This window comes from Streptococcus danieliae (assembly GCF_025447695.1).
In the GTDB taxonomy this organism is placed as follows: domain Bacteria; phylum Bacillota; class Bacilli; order Lactobacillales; family Streptococcaceae; genus Streptococcus; species Streptococcus danieliae.
On the sequence record NZ_JAOBSU010000034.1, the window covers coordinates 1 to 15,141 of the forward strand.

General features: G+C 41.9%; 29 protein-coding genes. All 29 read left to right on the top strand.

Annotated elements, in window-relative coordinates; all coding sequences use genetic code 11:
* Positions 1-318 precede the first annotated feature (318 nt).
* The gene (gene rpsJ / locus N4310_RS03560) at positions 319-627 is read left to right on the top strand and encodes a 30S ribosomal protein S10 (RefSeq protein ID WP_135036571.1); all 309 of its coding nucleotides are present in this window, start codon (positions 319-321) and stop codon (positions 625-627) included.
* A 92-nt stretch (positions 628-719) separates the two neighbouring features.
* Complete coding sequence (gene rplC, locus N4310_RS03565) at positions 720-1,346, top strand: 50S ribosomal protein L3 (protein WP_135036568.1); 627 nt, start codon at positions 720-722, stop codon at positions 1,344-1,346.
* Between the two features lie 25 nt (positions 1,347-1,371).
* Positions 1,372-1,995, top strand: a complete 624-nt coding sequence (gene rplD, locus N4310_RS03570; RefSeq protein ID WP_160332861.1) for a 50S ribosomal protein L4 — start codon at positions 1,372-1,374, stop codon at positions 1,993-1,995.
* Positions 1,995-2,291 (top strand): 50S ribosomal protein L23, encoded by a 297-nt coding sequence (locus tag N4310_RS03575; protein ID WP_160332862.1) that lies wholly within the window; start codon positions 1,995-1,997, stop codon positions 2,289-2,291. Before rplD ends, N4310_RS03575 begins: the two co-directional genes overlap by 1 nt.
* Positions 2,292-2,308: 17 nt before the next feature.
* Complete coding sequence (rplB, locus tag N4310_RS03580) at positions 2,309-3,142, top strand: 50S ribosomal protein L2 (protein WP_160332863.1); 834 nt, start codon at positions 2,309-2,311, stop codon at positions 3,140-3,142.
* Between the two features lie 194 nt (positions 3,143-3,336).
* On the top strand, positions 3,337-3,615 hold the full coding sequence (gene rpsS, locus N4310_RS03585; protein ID WP_000533765.1) for a 30S ribosomal protein S19: 279 nt from the start codon (positions 3,337-3,339) through the stop codon (positions 3,613-3,615).
* 14 nt (positions 3,616-3,629) lie between these two features.
* On the top strand, positions 3,630-3,974 hold the full coding sequence (gene rplV, locus N4310_RS03590; protein ID WP_135036556.1) for a 50S ribosomal protein L22: 345 nt from the start codon (positions 3,630-3,632) through the stop codon (positions 3,972-3,974).
* Positions 3,975-3,986: 12 nt separating this feature from the next.
* Entirely contained in the window at positions 3,987-4,640 is a 654-nt protein-coding gene (gene rpsC, locus N4310_RS03595) for a 30S ribosomal protein S3 (RefSeq protein WP_135036553.1), read from the top strand.
* Positions 4,641-4,643: 3 nt separating this feature from the next.
* A complete protein-coding gene (rplP, locus tag N4310_RS03600; protein ID WP_160332864.1) occupies positions 4,644-5,057 on the top strand; it encodes a 50S ribosomal protein L16 in 414 nt (137 codons plus the stop codon).
* A gap of 9 nt (positions 5,058-5,066) precedes the next feature.
* On the top strand, positions 5,067-5,273 hold the full coding sequence (gene rpmC, locus N4310_RS03605; protein ID WP_160332865.1) for a 50S ribosomal protein L29: 207 nt from the start codon (positions 5,067-5,069) through the stop codon (positions 5,271-5,273).
* 25 nt (positions 5,274-5,298) lie between these two features.
* Entirely contained in the window at positions 5,299-5,559 is a 261-nt protein-coding gene (gene rpsQ, locus N4310_RS03610; RefSeq protein ID WP_002885836.1) for a 30S ribosomal protein S17, read from the top strand.
* A gap of 25 nt (positions 5,560-5,584) precedes the next feature.
* Positions 5,585-5,953: a 50S ribosomal protein L14 gene (gene rplN, locus N4310_RS03615; protein WP_135036544.1), complete on the top strand. Its 369-nt coding sequence runs from the start codon at positions 5,585-5,587 to the stop codon at positions 5,951-5,953.
* Between the two features lie 75 nt (positions 5,954-6,028).
* Positions 6,029-6,334 (top strand): 50S ribosomal protein L24, encoded by a 306-nt coding sequence (rplX, locus tag N4310_RS03620; protein ID WP_160332866.1) that lies wholly within the window; start codon positions 6,029-6,031, stop codon positions 6,332-6,334.
* Positions 6,335-6,357: 23 nt separating this feature from the next.
* Positions 6,358-6,900, top strand: a complete 543-nt coding sequence (rplE, locus tag N4310_RS03625; RefSeq protein ID WP_135036539.1) for a 50S ribosomal protein L5 — start codon at positions 6,358-6,360, stop codon at positions 6,898-6,900.
* 17 nt (positions 6,901-6,917) lie between these two features.
* Positions 6,918-7,103 carry a type Z 30S ribosomal protein S14 gene (locus N4310_RS03630; RefSeq protein WP_001085699.1) on the top strand — a complete coding sequence of 62 codons (186 nt, stop codon included), beginning with the start codon at positions 6,918-6,920 and terminating at the stop codon, positions 7,101-7,103.
* A gap of 216 nt (positions 7,104-7,319) precedes the next feature.
* Positions 7,320-7,718, top strand: a complete 399-nt coding sequence (gene rpsH / locus N4310_RS03635; RefSeq protein ID WP_160332867.1) for a 30S ribosomal protein S8 — start codon at positions 7,320-7,322, stop codon at positions 7,716-7,718.
* Positions 7,719-7,816: 98 nt separating this feature from the next.
* Positions 7,817-8,356: a 50S ribosomal protein L6 gene (gene rplF, locus N4310_RS03640; protein WP_160332868.1), complete on the top strand. Its 540-nt coding sequence runs from the start codon at positions 7,817-7,819 to the stop codon at positions 8,354-8,356.
* 78 nt (positions 8,357-8,434) lie between these two features.
* Positions 8,435-8,791 (top strand): 50S ribosomal protein L18, encoded by a 357-nt coding sequence (rplR, locus tag N4310_RS03645; RefSeq protein ID WP_135036533.1) that lies wholly within the window; start codon positions 8,435-8,437, stop codon positions 8,789-8,791.
* 17 nt (positions 8,792-8,808) lie between these two features.
* Positions 8,809-9,303, top strand: a complete 495-nt coding sequence (rpsE, locus tag N4310_RS03650; RefSeq protein ID WP_135036530.1) for a 30S ribosomal protein S5 — start codon at positions 8,809-8,811, stop codon at positions 9,301-9,303.
* A 13-nt stretch (positions 9,304-9,316) separates the two neighbouring features.
* Positions 9,317-9,499 carry a 50S ribosomal protein L30 gene (rpmD, locus tag N4310_RS03655; RefSeq protein WP_202056480.1) on the top strand — a complete coding sequence of 61 codons (183 nt, stop codon included), beginning with the start codon at positions 9,317-9,319 and terminating at the stop codon, positions 9,497-9,499.
* Positions 9,500-9,635: 136 nt separating this feature from the next.
* Entirely contained in the window at positions 9,636-10,076 is a 441-nt protein-coding gene (rplO, locus tag N4310_RS03660) for a 50S ribosomal protein L15 (protein ID WP_262092104.1), read from the top strand.
* A 22-nt stretch (positions 10,077-10,098) separates the two neighbouring features.
* Entirely contained in the window at positions 10,099-11,409 is a 1,311-nt protein-coding gene (secY, locus tag N4310_RS03665) for a preprotein translocase subunit SecY (protein WP_160332871.1), read from the top strand.
* Positions 11,410-11,512: 103 nt separating this feature from the next.
* The gene (locus N4310_RS03670; RefSeq protein ID WP_160332872.1) at positions 11,513-12,169 is read left to right on the top strand and encodes an adenylate kinase; all 657 of its coding nucleotides are present in this window, start codon (positions 11,513-11,515) and stop codon (positions 12,167-12,169) included.
* A 117-nt stretch (positions 12,170-12,286) separates the two neighbouring features.
* Positions 12,287-12,505, top strand: coding sequence for a translation initiation factor IF-1 (gene infA, locus N4310_RS03675; RefSeq protein WP_001029883.1), 219 nt, complete (start codon positions 12,287-12,289; stop codon positions 12,503-12,505).
* Positions 12,506-12,529: 24 nt separating this feature from the next.
* Positions 12,530-12,646, top strand: coding sequence for a 50S ribosomal protein L36 (gene rpmJ / locus N4310_RS03680; protein WP_001808836.1), 117 nt, complete (start codon positions 12,530-12,532; stop codon positions 12,644-12,646).
* Positions 12,647-12,672: 26 nt separating this feature from the next.
* Entirely contained in the window at positions 12,673-13,038 is a 366-nt protein-coding gene (rpsM, locus tag N4310_RS03685) for a 30S ribosomal protein S13 (protein ID WP_135036515.1), read from the top strand.
* 18 nt (positions 13,039-13,056) lie between these two features.
* A complete protein-coding gene (rpsK, locus tag N4310_RS03690) occupies positions 13,057-13,440 on the top strand; it encodes a 30S ribosomal protein S11 (RefSeq protein WP_135036512.1) in 384 nt (127 codons plus the stop codon).
* Positions 13,441-13,486: 46 nt separating this feature from the next.
* Complete coding sequence (locus tag N4310_RS03695; RefSeq protein WP_160332873.1) at positions 13,487-14,422, top strand: DNA-directed RNA polymerase subunit alpha; 936 nt, start codon at positions 13,487-13,489, stop codon at positions 14,420-14,422.
* Positions 14,423-14,433: 11 nt separating this feature from the next.
* Positions 14,434-14,820 carry a 50S ribosomal protein L17 gene (rplQ, locus tag N4310_RS03700; protein WP_160332874.1) on the top strand — a complete coding sequence of 129 codons (387 nt, stop codon included), beginning with the start codon at positions 14,434-14,436 and terminating at the stop codon, positions 14,818-14,820.
* Positions 14,821-15,141: the final 321 nt, after the last annotated feature.

The window sequence follows — 15,141 nt, forward strand, 5'->3', positions numbered from 1 at the left end:
CCGAACCCGACCTAATCAACCTTGCGGGGGTGGGACTACGAACTAATTTTGAAAAAAATTAGTTCTGTCCCACTCCCCTCTTTTTATTTTTCTTCTATATAATTAGAAAAAATGATGGTCTAAAAACTTTTAAAAAAAATCGTAGCATTTCCCTTGCAATGCTCCCGCGCGTGTGGTAGACTATTCAAGTGCTGTAAAAAACACAGTCTTAGCTTTGATACAAGAGGTTGCGACACGCTCGGTTGCACTGCCACGCAAGGCGGTCGGTTTTCTTGAGGAGCTAGCCTATTACTTAAATAGACGAAAAAGGAGAAAAAGATGGCAAACAAAAAAATCCGCATTCGCTTGAAAGCTTACGAACACCGTACACTTGATACAGCGGCTGCTAAAATCGTAGAAACTGCTGGTCGTACAGGTGCTGAAGTAGCGGGTCCAATCCCTCTACCAACAGAACGTAGCCTTTACACAATCATTCGTGCGACTCATAAATACAAAGATTCTCGCGAACAATTTGAAATGCGGACTCACAAACGTTTGATCGACATCATCAACCCAACTCAAAAAACAGTTGACGCTTTGATGAAACTCGACCTTCCAAGTGGTGTGAACGTAGAGATCAAACTGTAATCAAGGAACGAGATCGCGTGATCTTGTCTTGAGCATAAAAAACGCTCGTTAAAAACTTTTTGAAAAAATAGAAAGAAAAGGAACATTTTCTCATGACAAAAGGAATCTTAGGGAAAAAAGTGGGAATGACTCAAATCTTCACTGAATCAGGTGAGTTTATCCCTGTTACTGTTATTGAAGCAGCTCCAAACGTTGTTCTTCAAGTGAAAACAGTTGAAACAGACGGATACAACGCTGTTCAAGTTGGTTTTGACGACAAACGTGAAGTATTGAGCAACAAACCTGCCAAAGGCCATGTAGCGAAAGCTAACACAGCTCCTAAGCGCTTCATTCGTGAATTCAAAAACATTGAAGGCTTGGCAGTTGGTGATGAAATCTCAGTTGACACTTTCCAAGCTGGAGATGTTGTTGATGTAACAGGAACTTCTAAAGGTAAAGGATTCCAAGGTGTTATCAAACGCCATGGTCAATCACGTGGACCTATGTCTCACGGTTCTCGTTACCACCGTCGTCCTGGTTCAATGGGACCAGTTGATCCAAACCGTGTTTTCAAAAACAAACGTTTGGCTGGACGCATGGGGGGTGACCGTGTAACAATCCAAAACCTTGAAATTGTTCAAGTTGTTCCAGAGAAAAACGTTATCTTGATCAAAGGTAATGTACCAGGTGCTAAGAAATCTCTTATCACTATCAAATCAGCAGTGAAGGCTGCTAAATAATTAAGGAAAGGGGAAAACAGTCACAATGGCAAATGTAAAATTATTCGACCAAACAGGTAAAGCAGCTGGCGAACTTGCCTTGAACGATGCAGTATTTGGGATCGAACCAAATGAAGCAGTTGTGTTTGATGTGATTATCAGCCAACGTGCAAGCCTTCGTCAAGGAACTCACGCAGTGAAGAACCGTTCAGCAGTATCTGGTGGTGGCCGTAAACCATGGCGCCAAAAAGGAACTGGACGTGCTCGTCAAGGTTCTATCCGCTCTCCACAATGGCGTGGTGGTGGTGTTGTCTTCGGACCAACTCCACGTTCATACAGCTACAAACTTCCACGCAAAATGCGTCGTTTGGCTCTTCAGTCTGTTTACTCAGCTAAAGTTGCTGAAGACAAGCTTGTAGCAGTTGAAGGTCTTTCCTTCACAGCGCCAAAAACTGCAGAATTTGCAGCTGTTCTTAAAGCACTTAACATTGATTCAAAAGTACTTGTGATTCTTGAAGAAGGAAATGAATTTGCTGCACTTTCAGCTCGTAACCTTCCAAACGTAAAAGTTGCGACTGCAGCAACTGCAAGTGTTCTTGATATCGTGAATAGCGACAAACTTCTTGTTACTAAAGAAGCGATCTCAACTATCGAGGAGGTTCTTGCATAATGAACTTGTATGACGTTATTAAAAAGCCTGTCATCACTGAGAAATCAATGGCTCAAATGGAAGCAGGGAAATACGTATTTGAAGTAGATACACGTGCACACAAACTCTTGATCAAGCAAGCTGTTGAAGCTGCTTTTGAAGGTGTTAAAGTTGCAAACGTGAACACAGTGACTGTGAAACCTAAAGCAAAACGTGTTGGACGTTTCAATGGTTTTACTGCAAAAACTAAAAAAGCTATCATCACACTTACAGCTGATTCAAAAGCAATCGAGTTGTTTGCTGCTGAAGCTGAATAATCTAAGGAGGAAATAGCGTGGGAATCAGAGTTTATAAACCAACTACAAATGGTCGCCGTAATATGACCTCTTTGGATTTCGCTGAAATCACAACAAACAAGCCAGAAAAAACCTTGCTTGTTCCTTTGAAAAACAAAGCTGGTCGTAACAACAACGGTCGTATCACTGTTCGTCACCAAGGTGGTGGACACAAACGTCATTACCGTTTGATCGACTTCAAACGTAACAAAGATGCGGTTGAAGCAGTTGTTAAAACAATCGAATACGATCCAAACCGTTCTGCAAACATCGCTCTTGTACACTACACAGACGGTGTGAAAGCTTACATCATTGCTCCTAAAGGTCTTGAAGTAGGTCAACGTATTGTTTCTGGTCCAGATGCCGATATCAAAGTCGGAAATGCTTTGCCACTTGCAAACATTCCTGTCGGTACTCTTGTACACAACATTGAGTTGAAACCAGGACGTGGTGGTGAGTTGGTCCGTGCTGCTGGAGCATCTGCTCAAGTATTGGGTCAAGAAGGTAAATACACTCTTGTTCGTCTTCAATCTGGCGAAGTTCGTATGATCCTTTCAACTTGCCGTGCAACTGTTGGTGTTGTCGGAAACGAACAACATGGATTGGTTAACCTTGGTAAAGCTGGACGTAACCGTTGGAAAGGTGTTCGCCCAACTGTTCGTGGTTCTGTAATGAACCCTAACGATCACCCACACGGGGGTGGTGAAGGTAAAGCACCAGTCGGACGTAAAGCACCATCAACTCCATGGGGCAAACCTGCTCTTGGACTTAAAACTCGTAATAAGAAGGCTCGTTCTAACAAATTGATCGTACGCCGTCGCAACGAGAAATAATATGGTCTTTTAGTATAAGGCGGCGAGTCGTAGACAGTACTGTCTACGGCAAGACGAGCTAATACAGTAATAAAAGACAAACTCAAAGAGTATAAACACAATTAAACACTATTCCGCCAGCTCGGTAGGGTCAGCAAGAGTTTTCTTGCTCCCAAGCCGTTGTGGTACAGTATTTTAAAGGAGAAACTATAAAAATGGGACGTAGTCTTAAAAAAGGACCTTTCGTCGATGAGCATTTGATGAAAAAAGTTGAAGCTCAAGCGAATGATGAAAAGAAAAAAGTCATTAAAACTTGGTCACGTCGTTCAACGATTTTCCCAAGTTTCATTGGTTACACAATCGCAGTTTATGATGGACGTAAACACGTACCAGTTTACATCCAAGAAGACATGGTAGGTCACAAACTTGGTGAATTTGCACCAACTCGTACTTACAAAGGTCACGCTGCTGACGATAAGAAGACACGTAGATAAGAGAGGAGAACGACATGGCAGAAATGACTTCAGCTAAAGCAATGGCTCGTACAGTGCGTGTTTCACCTCGTAAATCTCGTCTAGTGCTTGATAACATTCGTGGTAAAAACGTTGCTGACGCAATCGCAATCTTGAAATTCACTCCAAACAAAGCTGCTGGTATTATCGAGAAAGTTTTGAACTCTGCAATCGCTAATGCTGAGAACAACTTAGGTTTGGACAAAGCTAACCTTATTGTAAGTGAAGCTTACGCAAACGAAGGACCAACAATGAAACGTTTCCGTCCACGTGCCAAAGGTTCAGCTTCACCAATCAACAAACGCACTTCCCACATCACTGTGGTAGTTGCAGAACAATAAGGAGGTTAACTCGTGGGTCAAAAAGTACATCCAATTGGAATGCGTGTCGGTATCATCCGTGACTGGGATGCTAAATGGTATGCTGAAAAAGAATACGCGGATTACCTTCATGAAGATCTTGCTATCCGCAAATTTATCCAAAAAGAATTAGCAGACGCAGCTGTTTCAACAATCGAAATCGAACGTGCTGTGAACAAGGTTAATGTTTCTCTTCACACTGCAAAACCAGGTATGGTTATCGGTAAAGGTGGAGCAAACGTTGATGCCCTACGTGCTAAATTGAACAAAATGACTGGAAAACAAGTTCACATCAACATCATCGAAATCAAAAAACCTGATTTGGATGCACACCTTGTTGGTGAAGGAATTGCTCGTCAATTGGAGCAACGTGTTGCTTTCCGTCGTGCACAAAAACAAGCTATCCAACGTGCAATGCGTGCTGGAGCTAAAGGAATTAAAACTCAAGTATCTGGACGTTTGAACGGTGCGGATATCGCTCGTAGCGAAGGATACTCTGAAGGAACTGTTCCACTTCACACATTGCGTGCAGATATCGACTACGCTTGGGAAGAAGCAGATACAACTTACGGTAAACTTGGTGTTAAAGTATGGATCTACCGTGGAGAAGTTCTTCCAGCTCGTAAAAACACTCAGGGAGGTAAATAACCAATGTTAGTACCTAAACGTGTGAAACACCGTCGTGAGTTCCGTGGGAAAATGCGCGGTGAAGCTAAAGGTGGAAAACAAGTAGACTTCGGAGAATACGGTCTTCAAGCTACAACAAGCCACTGGATCACTAACCGCCAAATCGAAGCTGCCCGTATCGCTATGACTCGTTACATGAAACGTGGTGGTAAAGTTTGGATCAAGATTTTCCCTCACAAATCTTACACTGCGAAAGCAATCGGGGTTCGTATGGGATCTGGTAAAGGGGCACCTGAAGGTTGGGTTGCACCAGTTAAGCGTGGTAAGGTGATGTTTGAAGTTGCAGGTGTTTCTGAAGAAGTTGCACGTGAAGCTCTTCGTCTTGCTAGTCACAAATTGCCAGTAAAATGCAAATTTGTTAAACGTGAAGAGAAGTAAGGAGAAAGCATGAAACTTGAAGAAATCAAAAAATTTGTTGAAGAACTTCGTGGTCTTTCTTCAGAAGAACTTGCGAAGCGTGAAAACGAATTGAAAAAAGAATTGTTTGATCTTCGTTTCCAAGCGGCTACTGGTCAATTGGAGCAAACAGCTCGTTTGAAAGAAGTGAAAAAGCAAATCGCTCGTATCAAAACAGTTCAATCAGAAGTTAAATAGACTTGGGAAAGGAGAAATCTAACTAATGGAACGTAATCAACGTAAGACCCTTGTTGGACGTGTCGTTTCTGACAAGATGGATAAAACAATCACAGTTGTAGTTGAAACTAAACGTAACCACCCAGTCTATGGTAAACGTATTAACTACTCTAAAAAGTACAAGGCTCATGATGAGAACAACGTTGCTAAAGAAGGCGATATCGTTCGTATCATGGAAACTCGTCCGCTTTCAGCTACAAAACGCTTCCGTCTTGTAGAAGTTGTTGAAGAAGCGGTTATCATCTAATCGAACCGAAAAGGAGAAAAGGTAAATGATTCAAACAGAAACTCGTTTGAAAGTTGCTGATAACTCAGGTGCCCGCGAAATCTTGACAATCAAGGTTCTTGGTGGTTCAGGACGTAAATTCGCCAACATCGGTGATGTTATCGTAGCTTCTGTAAAACAAGCGACTCCTGGTGGTGCGGTTAAAAAAGGTGACGTTGTGAAAGCCGTTATCGTTCGTACTAAAACAGGTGCTCGTCGTGCAGACGGTTCTTACATCAAATTTGATGAGAATGCTGCTGTTATCATCCGTGATGACAAAACACCTCGTGGAACACGTATCTTTGGCCCAGTTGCACGTGAATTGCGTGAAGGTGGCTTCATGAAGATCGTTTCTCTTGCACCAGAGGTATTGTAAGAAACACAAACGATAGTCCCCTGGAAGTTTTCTTTCAGGGTGCCCCTATGGGCGTAAGAATTTAAGGAGAAAAGAATGTTTGTAAAAAAAGGCGATAAAGTTAAAGTAATCGCAGGTAAAGACAAAGGTGTAGAAGCTGTTGTCCTTACTGCCCTTCCAAAAGTTAACAAAGTCATCGTTGAAGGTGTCAACATGGTTAAGAAACACCAACGTCCAAATAACGAACTTCCTCAAGGTGGTATCGTTGAAATGGAAGCTCCAATCCATGTATCAAATGTACAAGTTTTGGATAAAAATGGTGTTGCTGGACGTGTTGGCTACAAATTTGTAGACGGCAAAAAAGTTCGTTACAATAAAAAATCAGGCGAAGTGCTTGATTAATCACGAAGGAAAGGAGAAGTAACATGGCTAATCGTTTAAAAGAAAAATATCTTAATGAAGTGGTTCCTGCTTTGTCTGAGAAGTTCAACTATTCTTCTGTAATGGCAGTTCCAAAAGTAGATAAAATCGTTTTGAACATGGGTGTTGGTGATGCAGTTTCAAACGCTAAAAACCTTGAAAAAGCTGCAGAAGAACTTGCACTTATCTCTGGTCAAAAACCATTGATCACTAAAGCGAAGAAATCTATCGCCGGCTTCCGTCTTCGTGAAGGTGTAGCGATCGGTGCTAAAGTAACCCTTCGTGGTGAGCGTATGTATGATTTCTTGGACAAATTGGTTTCTGTATCACTTCCACGTGTACGTGACTTCCAAGGTGTTCCAACTAAATCATTCGACGGACGTGGTAACTACACACTCGGAGTTAAAGAGCAATTGATCTTCCCTGAGATCAGCTTTGACGACGTTGACAAAACACGCGGTATGGATATCGTTATCGTAACGACAGCGAATACAGATGAAGAGTCTCGCGAATTGCTTGCTGGACTTGGAATGCCTTTCGCTAAATAATTCAGGAGGAACTTAAATTGGCTAAAAAATCAATGATCGCTAAAAATAAGCGTCCTGCAAAGTTCTCTACACAAGCTTACACTCGTTGCGAACGTTGTGGACGTCCACACTCAGTTTACCGCAAATTTAAGCTTTGCCGTGTTTGCTTCCGTGAGCTTGCTTACAAAGGGCAAATTCCAGGCGTAACAAAAGCTTCTTGGTAATAAGAAGATTCTAGCATGATGAACATTGCGAAAAAAGATAATTCAAGTATTAACTGAGAGTTGTCTTTTTCGCTAGGTTCAGAGGGCGGATTCGAGAAATGAGATACAGGTTTCTTGGATTTTTAAAACACGGGCAATAGCCTGTGTGATTATTTGTATCGTTTATGAACTAGCAAGTGACTTGCTCAAACTACTAGTAAGAGGAGAAATCAAACAATGGTTATGACTGACCCAATTGCAGACTTTTTGACACGTATTCGTAACGCTAACCAAGCGAACCACGAAGTTCTTGAAGTACCTGCATCAAAGATCAAAAAAGGGATTGCTGAAATTCTTAAACGCGAAGGTTTCGTGAAAAACGTTGAAGTGATTGAAGATGACAAACAAGGTGTTGTTCGCGTATTCTTGAAATACGGACCAAACGGTGAAAAAGTTATCACAAACTTGAAACGTGTTTCAAAACCAGGACTTCGTGTTTACAAGAAGAGCGAAGATCTTCCAAAAGTCTTGAACGGACTTGGAATTGCAATCGTATCAACTTCTGAAGGTTTGCTTACAGATAAAGAAGCACGCCAAAAGAATGTTGGTGGTGAGGTAATCGCCTACGTATGGTAATCTCTTAGGAGATGATCCAACTCCCATGACCAGCTTGCTGGCCATGGCCCCGTGAAAACTAGTCGCACTGCGGCTCGATAATTTAACAGGAGATAAACATGTCACGTATTGGTAATAAAGTAATCGTATTGCCTGCAGGTGTTGAATTGAACATTGCAGAAAACAACGTGGTTACTGTCAAAGGTCCTAAAGGTGAATTGGTTCGCGAATTCTCTAAGGATATCGAAATTCGTGTGGAAGGAACAGAGGTAACTCTACACCGTCCAAACGACTCTAAAGAAATGAAAACAATCCACGGTACAACTCGTGCCCTTTTGAACAACATGGTTGTTGGTGTATCAGAAGGATTCAAGAAAGAACTTGAAATGCGCGGGGTTGGATATCGTGCACAATTGCAAGGAAGCAAATTGGTTCTTGCAGTTGGTAAATCTCATCCAGATGAAGTAGAAGCTCCAGAAGGAATCACTTTTGAACTTCCAAACCCAACAACAATCGTTGTTTCAGGAATCTCAAAAGAGGTTGTTGGACAAACTGCTGCTTACATCCGTAGCCTTCGTGCACCAGAGCCTTACAAAGGTAAAGGTATCCGTTACGTTGGAGAATTCGTACGTCGTAAAGAAGGTAAAACAGGTAAATAATGAGTGGGACTTGCTTGCAAGTCCACTGATTTACCGATTCTGTGCTTAGCACAAACAAAAAAATAAGAGGTGAAAATTGTGATTTCGAAACCAGATAAAAACAAACTCCGCCAAAAACGCCATCGTCGTGTTCGCGGAAAACTCTCTGGAACTGCTGATCGCCCACGTTTGAACGTTTTCCGTTCTAATACAGGCATCTACGCTCAAGTAATTGATGACGTAGCGGGTGTAACGCTCGCAAGCGCTTCAACTCTTGACAAAGACGTTTCAAAAGGTACAAAAACAGAACAAGCTGCCGTTGTTGGTAAACTTGTTGCTGAACGTGCAGTTGCTAAAGGTATTTCTGAAGTGGTGTTCGACCGCGGTGGATATCTATATCACGGACGTGTTAAAGCGTTGGCTGATGCAGCTCGTGAAAACGGATTGAAATTCTAATAGGGAGGACACTGAAAATGGCATTTAAAGACAATGCAGTTGAACTTGAAGAACGCGTAGTTGCCATCAACCGTGTTACAAAAGTTGTTAAAGGTGGACGTCGTCTACGTTTCGCAGCTCTTGTAGTTGTTGGTGACCGCAATGGCCGTGTTGGATTTGGTACTGGTAAAGCTCAAGAAGTTCCAGAAGCAATCCGTAAGGCTATCGAAGATGCTAAGAAGAACTTGATTGAAGTTCCTATGGTTGGTACAACAATTCCTCACGAAATCACATCAGAATTTGGTGGAGCTCGTGTATTGTTGAAACCAGCTGTCGAAGGGGCTGGAGTTGCTGCTGGTGGTGCTGTTCGTGCCGTCATCGAATTGGCAGGTGTTGCAGATATTACATCTAAATCACTTGGTTCAAACACTCCAATCAACATCGTTCGTGCAACTGTTGAAGGATTGAAACAATTAAAACGTGCTGAAGAGGTTGCTGCTTTACGTGGTATCTCAGTATCTGACTTGGCATAAGAAAGGGGATAAAATGGCTCAAATTAAAATTACTTTGACTAAGTCTCCAATCGGACGCAAGCCAAACCAACGTAAAACGGTTGTTGCCCTTGGACTTGGCAAATTGCACTCTTCTGTTATCAAAGAAGATAATCCAGCTATCCTTGGAATGGTAAACACCATCTCTCACTTGGTAACTGTAGAAGAAGTTAAATAAGAACATCATGGCTAAGTCGCAAAGAAGAATCTTTGCGACTTACAAGCCATTTAGACAAGCGAGTTTTTGTAAAAGTTTCCGTTTTACAAAAGCGCTAGCCCGTGACAGTGGTCACTAAAAAAGGAGAAAAAACAGAATGAAACTTCATGAATTGAAACCAGCAGAAGGCTCTCGTAAAGTTCGTAACCGTGTAGGTCGTGGTACTTCATCCGGTAACGGTAAAACTTCAGGTCGTGGACAAAAAGGTCAAAAAGCTCGTAGTGGTGGTGGCGTACGTCCAGGATTTGAAGGGGGACAAACTCCATTGTTCCGTCGTTTGCCAAAACGTGGTTTCACAAATATCAACCGTAAAGAATATGCGATTGTCAACCTTGATCAATTGAACGTCTTTGAAGACGGTGCAGAAGTAACACCAGTTGTTTTGATCGAAGCTGGAATTGTGAAAGCTGAAAAATCAGGTGTTAAAATCCTTGGTAACGGTGAGTTGACTAAGAAATTGTCTGTGAAAGCAGCTAAATTCTCTAAATCAGCAGAAGAAGCAATCACAGCCAAAGGTGGATCAATCGAGGTTATCTAAGAAACGATAGAGAGGTTACTCTATGTTCTTTAAAATTTTAAGGGATTCCTTAAAAATTAAGCAGGTCCGGACCAAGATTTGGATGACTCTTTTTATCCTCCTTGTCTTTCGCGTTGGAACCCATATTACGGTTCCAGGTGTGAATGCCCGGGTCCTTGCGGACTTGTCTCAATTGTCCTTCTTAAATATGTTGAGTTTGGTATCAGGGAACGCCATGCAGAACTTTTCAGTTTTTGCCTTGGGTGTTTCGCCTTATATCACTTCATCCATCGTTGTTCAACTACTCCAAATGGATATCGTTCCAAAGTTTGTGGAGTGGGGAAAACAAGGTGAGGTTGGACGACGAAAACTGAATCAGGCTACGCGTTATATTTCCCTGGTGTTAGCTTTTGTACAATCGATTGCGATTACAGCAAGTTTTAATACCTTGTCCAATGCCCAGTTGGTACCAACACCGAACTGGCAAACCTATCTCTATATTGGGTGTATTTTGACAACAGGAAGTATGATTGTGGTTTGGTTGGGAGAGCAAATCTCTGACAAAGGGTATGGAAATGGTGTTTCCATGATTATCTTTGCCGGGATTATCTCTGCAATTCCACGAACAATCTCTGGTCTTTATGAAGATTATTTCATCAATGTTCCAGCGGATCGTTTGCAGAATTCAACGATTTTCATTGCTTCAGTAGCCTTGGCTGTTCTGGCGATTATTTATTTTACAACCTTTGTACAGCAGGCTGAATATAAAATCCCGATCCAGTATACGAAATTGGCCCAAGGGGCTTCTTCTAGTTCTTACCTTCCCTTGAAGGTTAACCCAGCAGGAGTTATCCCGGTTATCTTTGCCAGTTCGATTACAGCTGCACCTGCCGCCATTGTCCAATTTATGATTTTAAGTGGGAATGATGCAGCCTGGGTAAGGAATATCCAAAATCTCCTGTCGACGGATATGCCGTCAGGAATCGCCATGTATGCATTGCTCATTGTCCTCTTTACCTTCTTTTATACCTTTGTGCAGATTAACCCTGAAAAAACTGCTGAAAACTTGCAGAAGTCTTCAGCCTATATTCCAGGAGTTCGCCCAGGCAAGGGAACAGAGGTTTATATGTCCAAGCTCTTGCGTCGCTTAGCGCTTGTCGGCTCACTCTTCTTGAGTTTCGTTGCTATTATCCCAATCGTTGCTCAAAACGTATTCGGTTTGGCCGAAGCCGTAGCCTTGGGAGGAACCAGTTTGCTGATTTTGATTTCAACAGCTATTGATGGAATCAAGCAGTTGGAAGGGTATCTTCTGAAGCGCCGCTATGTTGGCTTTATGCATACAGATACAGAATAGAATTCAGAGGATATCAGCTGAGGCTGATTCCTCTCTATTTTGTTTTTTACTAAGTTTATCAAGCGATTGATAGATTTAGTGGAAAACAAAAAGGAGAAAAGACATGAATCTTTTGATTATGGGCTTGCCAGGTGCCGGAAAAGGGACTCAAGCAGCTAAAATGGTCGAAGAATTTGGCCTTGCTCATATTTCTACAGGTGATATGTTCCGTGCAGCTATTGCAAATGAAACGGAAATGGGCTTGTTGGCAAAATCCTATATGGATCAAGGCCAATTGGTTCCAGATGAAGTAACCAATGGAATTGTGAAAGAGCGTCTTCAACAAGCAGATATTGCAGAGAAGGGCTTCCTTCTAGATGGCTACCCAAGAACTATCGAACAAGCTCATGCGTTGGATCAAGCGCTCGAGGAGTTACAGATTTCCTTGGACGGTGTCATCAACATTGATGTCGATCCAAGCATTCTTTTGGAACGATTAAGTGGTCGTTTTATTTGTCGGACCTGTGGAGCAACCTACCACAAGGTGTTTAATCCAACAACTGTTGAGGGGACTTGCGATAACTGTGGTGGACATGACTTCTATCAACGAGAAGATGATAAGCCAGAAGCGATCAAAACTCGTTTGGATGTGAATATTGCTCAAGGTCAACCGATTATTGAACACTATACTGCCAAAGACATGGTCTTTGATATCCAAGGAGATCAAGAAATTGAGCAGGTTTTTGCAGATATTCAAGCAGCCGTAGAAAAAATCAAATAATCTACACTTTGTATCTTGCAATAAAACATTCTTAGTGGTACACTAGTTAGGTTCTGACTTATAATTGTCCCTCTATACCCAGAGGACGTAAATCGAAATTTAGGGAGGTACTTTTGCGTGGCAAAAGACGATGTGATTGAAGTTGAAGGTAAGGTAGTCGATACCATGCCAAACGCAATGTTTACGGTTGAACTTGAAAATGGCCATCAGATTTTAGCAACAGTTTCTGGTAAAATTCGTAAAAATTATATTCGTATTTTAGCGGGAGACCGTGTGACAGTCGAGATGAGCCCATACGATTTGACTCGTGGACGGATCACCTACCGCTTTAAATAAAGGAAAAAATTGGAGGATTAAGAAATGAAAGTAAGACCATCAGTTAAGCCAATTTGCGAATACTGTAAAGTTATTCGTCGTAATGGTCGTGTAATGGTTATTTGCCCTGCAAATCCAAAACACAAACAACGCCAAGGTTAATAATCAGTTATTAGAAAGGAGAAAACATGGCTCGTATTGCTGGAGTTGACATTCCAAATGATAAACGTGTAGTTGTATCACTTACTTATGTTTACGGTATCGGACTTCCAACTGCTAAGAAAATCCTTGCTGCTGCAGGTGTTTCTGAAGACGTTCGTGTTAAAGATCTTACACCAGATCAAGAAGACGCTATCCGTCGCGAAGTTGATACAATCAAAGTTGAAGGTGACCTTCGTCGTGAAGTAAACTTGAACATCAAACGCTTGATGGAAATCGGTTCTTACCGTGGTATCCGTCACCGTCGTGGACTTCCTGTCCGTGGACAAAACACTAAAAACAATGCTCGTACTCGCAAAGGTAAAGCTGTTGCGATTGCAGGTAAGAAAAAATAATATAGGAGGTAAACAGTCTTGGCTAAACCAACACGTAAACGTCGTGCGAAGAAGAATATCGAATCTGGTATTGCTCACATCCACGCAACATTCAATAACACTATCGTTATGATTACCGATGTACACGGAAATGCAATTGCTTGGTCATCAGCTGGTGCACTTGGTTTCAAAGGTTCTCGTAAATCTACTCCATTTGCTGCTCAAATGGCTTCAGAAGCAGCTGCTAAATCTGCGCAAGAACATGGTCTTAAATCTGTCGAAGTTACAGTTAAAGGTCCTGGTTCAGGTCGTGAATCTGCTATCCGTGCACTTGCTGCAGCAGGTCTTGAGGTAACTGCTATCCGTGACGTTACTCCAGTACCTCACAATGGTGCCCGTCCTCCAAAACGTCGTCGTGTATAATTGATTTTAAATTTACACAGCTTTTCGTTTTAAGAGGGAGTATAACATGATTGAGTTTGAAAAACCAAATATAACAAAAATTGATGAAAATAGTGATTACGGCATGTTTGTTGTTGAACCGCTTGAACGTGGTTACGGAACAACACTTGGCAACTCCCTTCGTCGTGTCTTATTGGCCTCCCTTCCAGGAGCAGCAGTAACATCGATCAATATTGATGGTGTATTGCACGAATTTGATACAGTTCCAGGTGTCCGTGAGGATGTTATGCAAATTATCCTCAACGTCAAAGGAATTGCTGTTAAATCACTCGTTCAAGACGAAAAGATGATTGAATTGGATGTTAAAGGTCCTGCTGTGATTACAGCTGGTGACATTTTGACAGACAGTGATATCGAAATTGTCAATCCAGATCATTACCTCTTTACCATTGGTGAAGGAGCAAGTTTCAAGGCTCGTATGACTGTTCGTACCGGTCGTGGATATGTTCCTGCTGATGAAAACAAGATGGATAATGCACCGGTTGGTACATTGGCGGTAGACGCAATCTACACACCAGTGAAAAAAGTCAATTACCAAGTTGAACCTGCTCGTGTAGGTAGCAATGATGGTTTTGACAAATTAACACTCGAAATCATGACCAATGGAACAATTATTCCAGAGGATGCTCTCGGTTTGTCTGCTCGTATTTTAAATGAGCACTTGAATCTATTTACTGATCTTACTGAAGTTGCTAAAGCAACTGAAGTGATGAAAGAAGCAGATTCAACTTCTGATGTCCGCGTCTTGGAACGCACAATTGAAGAATTGGATCTATCTGTTCGTTCTTACAACTGTTTGAAACGTGCAGGCATCAATACAGTATATGATTTGACTGAGAAAACTGAAGCTGAAATGATGAAAGTGAGAAACCTTGGCCGTAAGAGTCTTGAAGAAGTTAAATTTAAACTTCATGATCTAGGTCTTGGTCTAAAAGAGAAATAGAGGAGGAAATAATGGCTTACCGTAAATTAGGACGCACAAGTTCACAACGTAAAGCGATGCTTCGTGACCTTACAACTGATTTGCTCATTAACGAATCAATCGTAACTACAGAAGCTCGTGCAAAAGAAATTCGTAAAACAGTTGAAAAAATGATTACCCTTGGTAAACGTGGTGATTTGCACGCACGTCGTCAAGCAGCTGCTTTCGTACGTAACGAGATCGCAAGTGAAGTATACGATGCAGAAAATGATAAAATCGTTACTACAACTGCACTTCAAAAATTGTTCTCAGACATCGCTCCACGCTATGCTGATCGTAACGGTGGATACACTCGTATCTTGAAGACTGAACCACGTCGTGGTGATGCAGCCCCAATGGCGATTATCGAACTCGTTTAAAATCATCAATTTTGTTGAGTGTTATGATGATGGAGTCGCTTGACTCTTAGTCTAGCTCTGGTCTAGCACCAGGATTTTCCTGGTGCTAACACTCATCATTAAGATGATTGACGCTTGTTTACGCAAAGGTTCTTGAAAAGAACCCTGGCGTAAGCAGGCGTTTTTTTGTAGATGGAAGACTGTTAGATGGCTGGTAGGTGGCGAAGCACCCTAGTTGGGTACTGAATCTGTCCAGAATCATTCCCGTTGTCTCTGATCCGAGGTATACCAAGGGAATAGAAGAGTATAAAAAGAAAAATCGCCACGGTAAAGTAGCGATTT

Coding starts and splice junctions, on each gene's coding strand:
- rpsE (WP_135036530.1), top strand. CDS start 8,809: ATGGCATTTAAAGACAATGCAGTTGAACTTGAAGAACGCGTAGTTGCC.
- rplO (WP_262092104.1), top strand. CDS start 9,636: ATGAAACTTCATGAATTGAAACCAGCAGAAGGCTCTCGTAAAGTTCGT.
- rpsS (WP_000533765.1), top strand. CDS start 3,337: ATGGGACGTAGTCTTAAAAAAGGACCTTTCGTCGATGAGCATTTGATG.
- rpmJ (WP_001808836.1), top strand. CDS start 12,530: ATGAAAGTAAGACCATCAGTTAAGCCAATTTGCGAATACTGTAAAGTT.
- N4310_RS03670 (WP_160332872.1), top strand. CDS start 11,513: ATGAATCTTTTGATTATGGGCTTGCCAGGTGCCGGAAAAGGGACTCAA.
- rplE (WP_135036539.1), top strand. CDS start 6,358: ATGGCTAATCGTTTAAAAGAAAAATATCTTAATGAAGTGGTTCCTGCT.
- rpsJ (WP_135036571.1), top strand. CDS start 319: ATGGCAAACAAAAAAATCCGCATTCGCTTGAAAGCTTACGAACACCGT.
- rplV (WP_135036556.1), top strand. CDS start 3,630: ATGGCAGAAATGACTTCAGCTAAAGCAATGGCTCGTACAGTGCGTGTT.
- rplN (WP_135036544.1), top strand. CDS start 5,585: ATGATTCAAACAGAAACTCGTTTGAAAGTTGCTGATAACTCAGGTGCC.
- rpsH (WP_160332867.1), top strand. CDS start 7,320: ATGGTTATGACTGACCCAATTGCAGACTTTTTGACACGTATTCGTAAC.
- rplC (WP_135036568.1), top strand. CDS start 720: ATGACAAAAGGAATCTTAGGGAAAAAAGTGGGAATGACTCAAATCTTC.
- rplD (WP_160332861.1), top strand. CDS start 1,372: ATGGCAAATGTAAAATTATTCGACCAAACAGGTAAAGCAGCTGGCGAA.
- rplQ (WP_160332874.1), top strand. CDS start 14,434: ATGGCTTACCGTAAATTAGGACGCACAAGTTCACAACGTAAAGCGATG.
- N4310_RS03575 (WP_160332862.1), top strand. CDS start 1,995: ATGAACTTGTATGACGTTATTAAAAAGCCTGTCATCACTGAGAAATCA.
- rpmC (WP_160332865.1), top strand. CDS start 5,067: ATGAAACTTGAAGAAATCAAAAAATTTGTTGAAGAACTTCGTGGTCTT.
- rplF (WP_160332868.1), top strand. CDS start 7,817: ATGTCACGTATTGGTAATAAAGTAATCGTATTGCCTGCAGGTGTTGAA.
- rpmD (WP_202056480.1), top strand. CDS start 9,317: ATGGCTCAAATTAAAATTACTTTGACTAAGTCTCCAATCGGACGCAAG.
- secY (WP_160332871.1), top strand. CDS start 10,099: ATGTTCTTTAAAATTTTAAGGGATTCCTTAAAAATTAAGCAGGTCCGG.
- rpsM (WP_135036515.1), top strand. CDS start 12,673: ATGGCTCGTATTGCTGGAGTTGACATTCCAAATGATAAACGTGTAGTT.
- N4310_RS03695 (WP_160332873.1), top strand. CDS start 13,487: ATGATTGAGTTTGAAAAACCAAATATAACAAAAATTGATGAAAATAGT.
- rpsQ (WP_002885836.1), top strand. CDS start 5,299: ATGGAACGTAATCAACGTAAGACCCTTGTTGGACGTGTCGTTTCTGAC.
- rplP (WP_160332864.1), top strand. CDS start 4,644: ATGTTAGTACCTAAACGTGTGAAACACCGTCGTGAGTTCCGTGGGAAA.
- rplX (WP_160332866.1), top strand. CDS start 6,029: ATGTTTGTAAAAAAAGGCGATAAAGTTAAAGTAATCGCAGGTAAAGAC.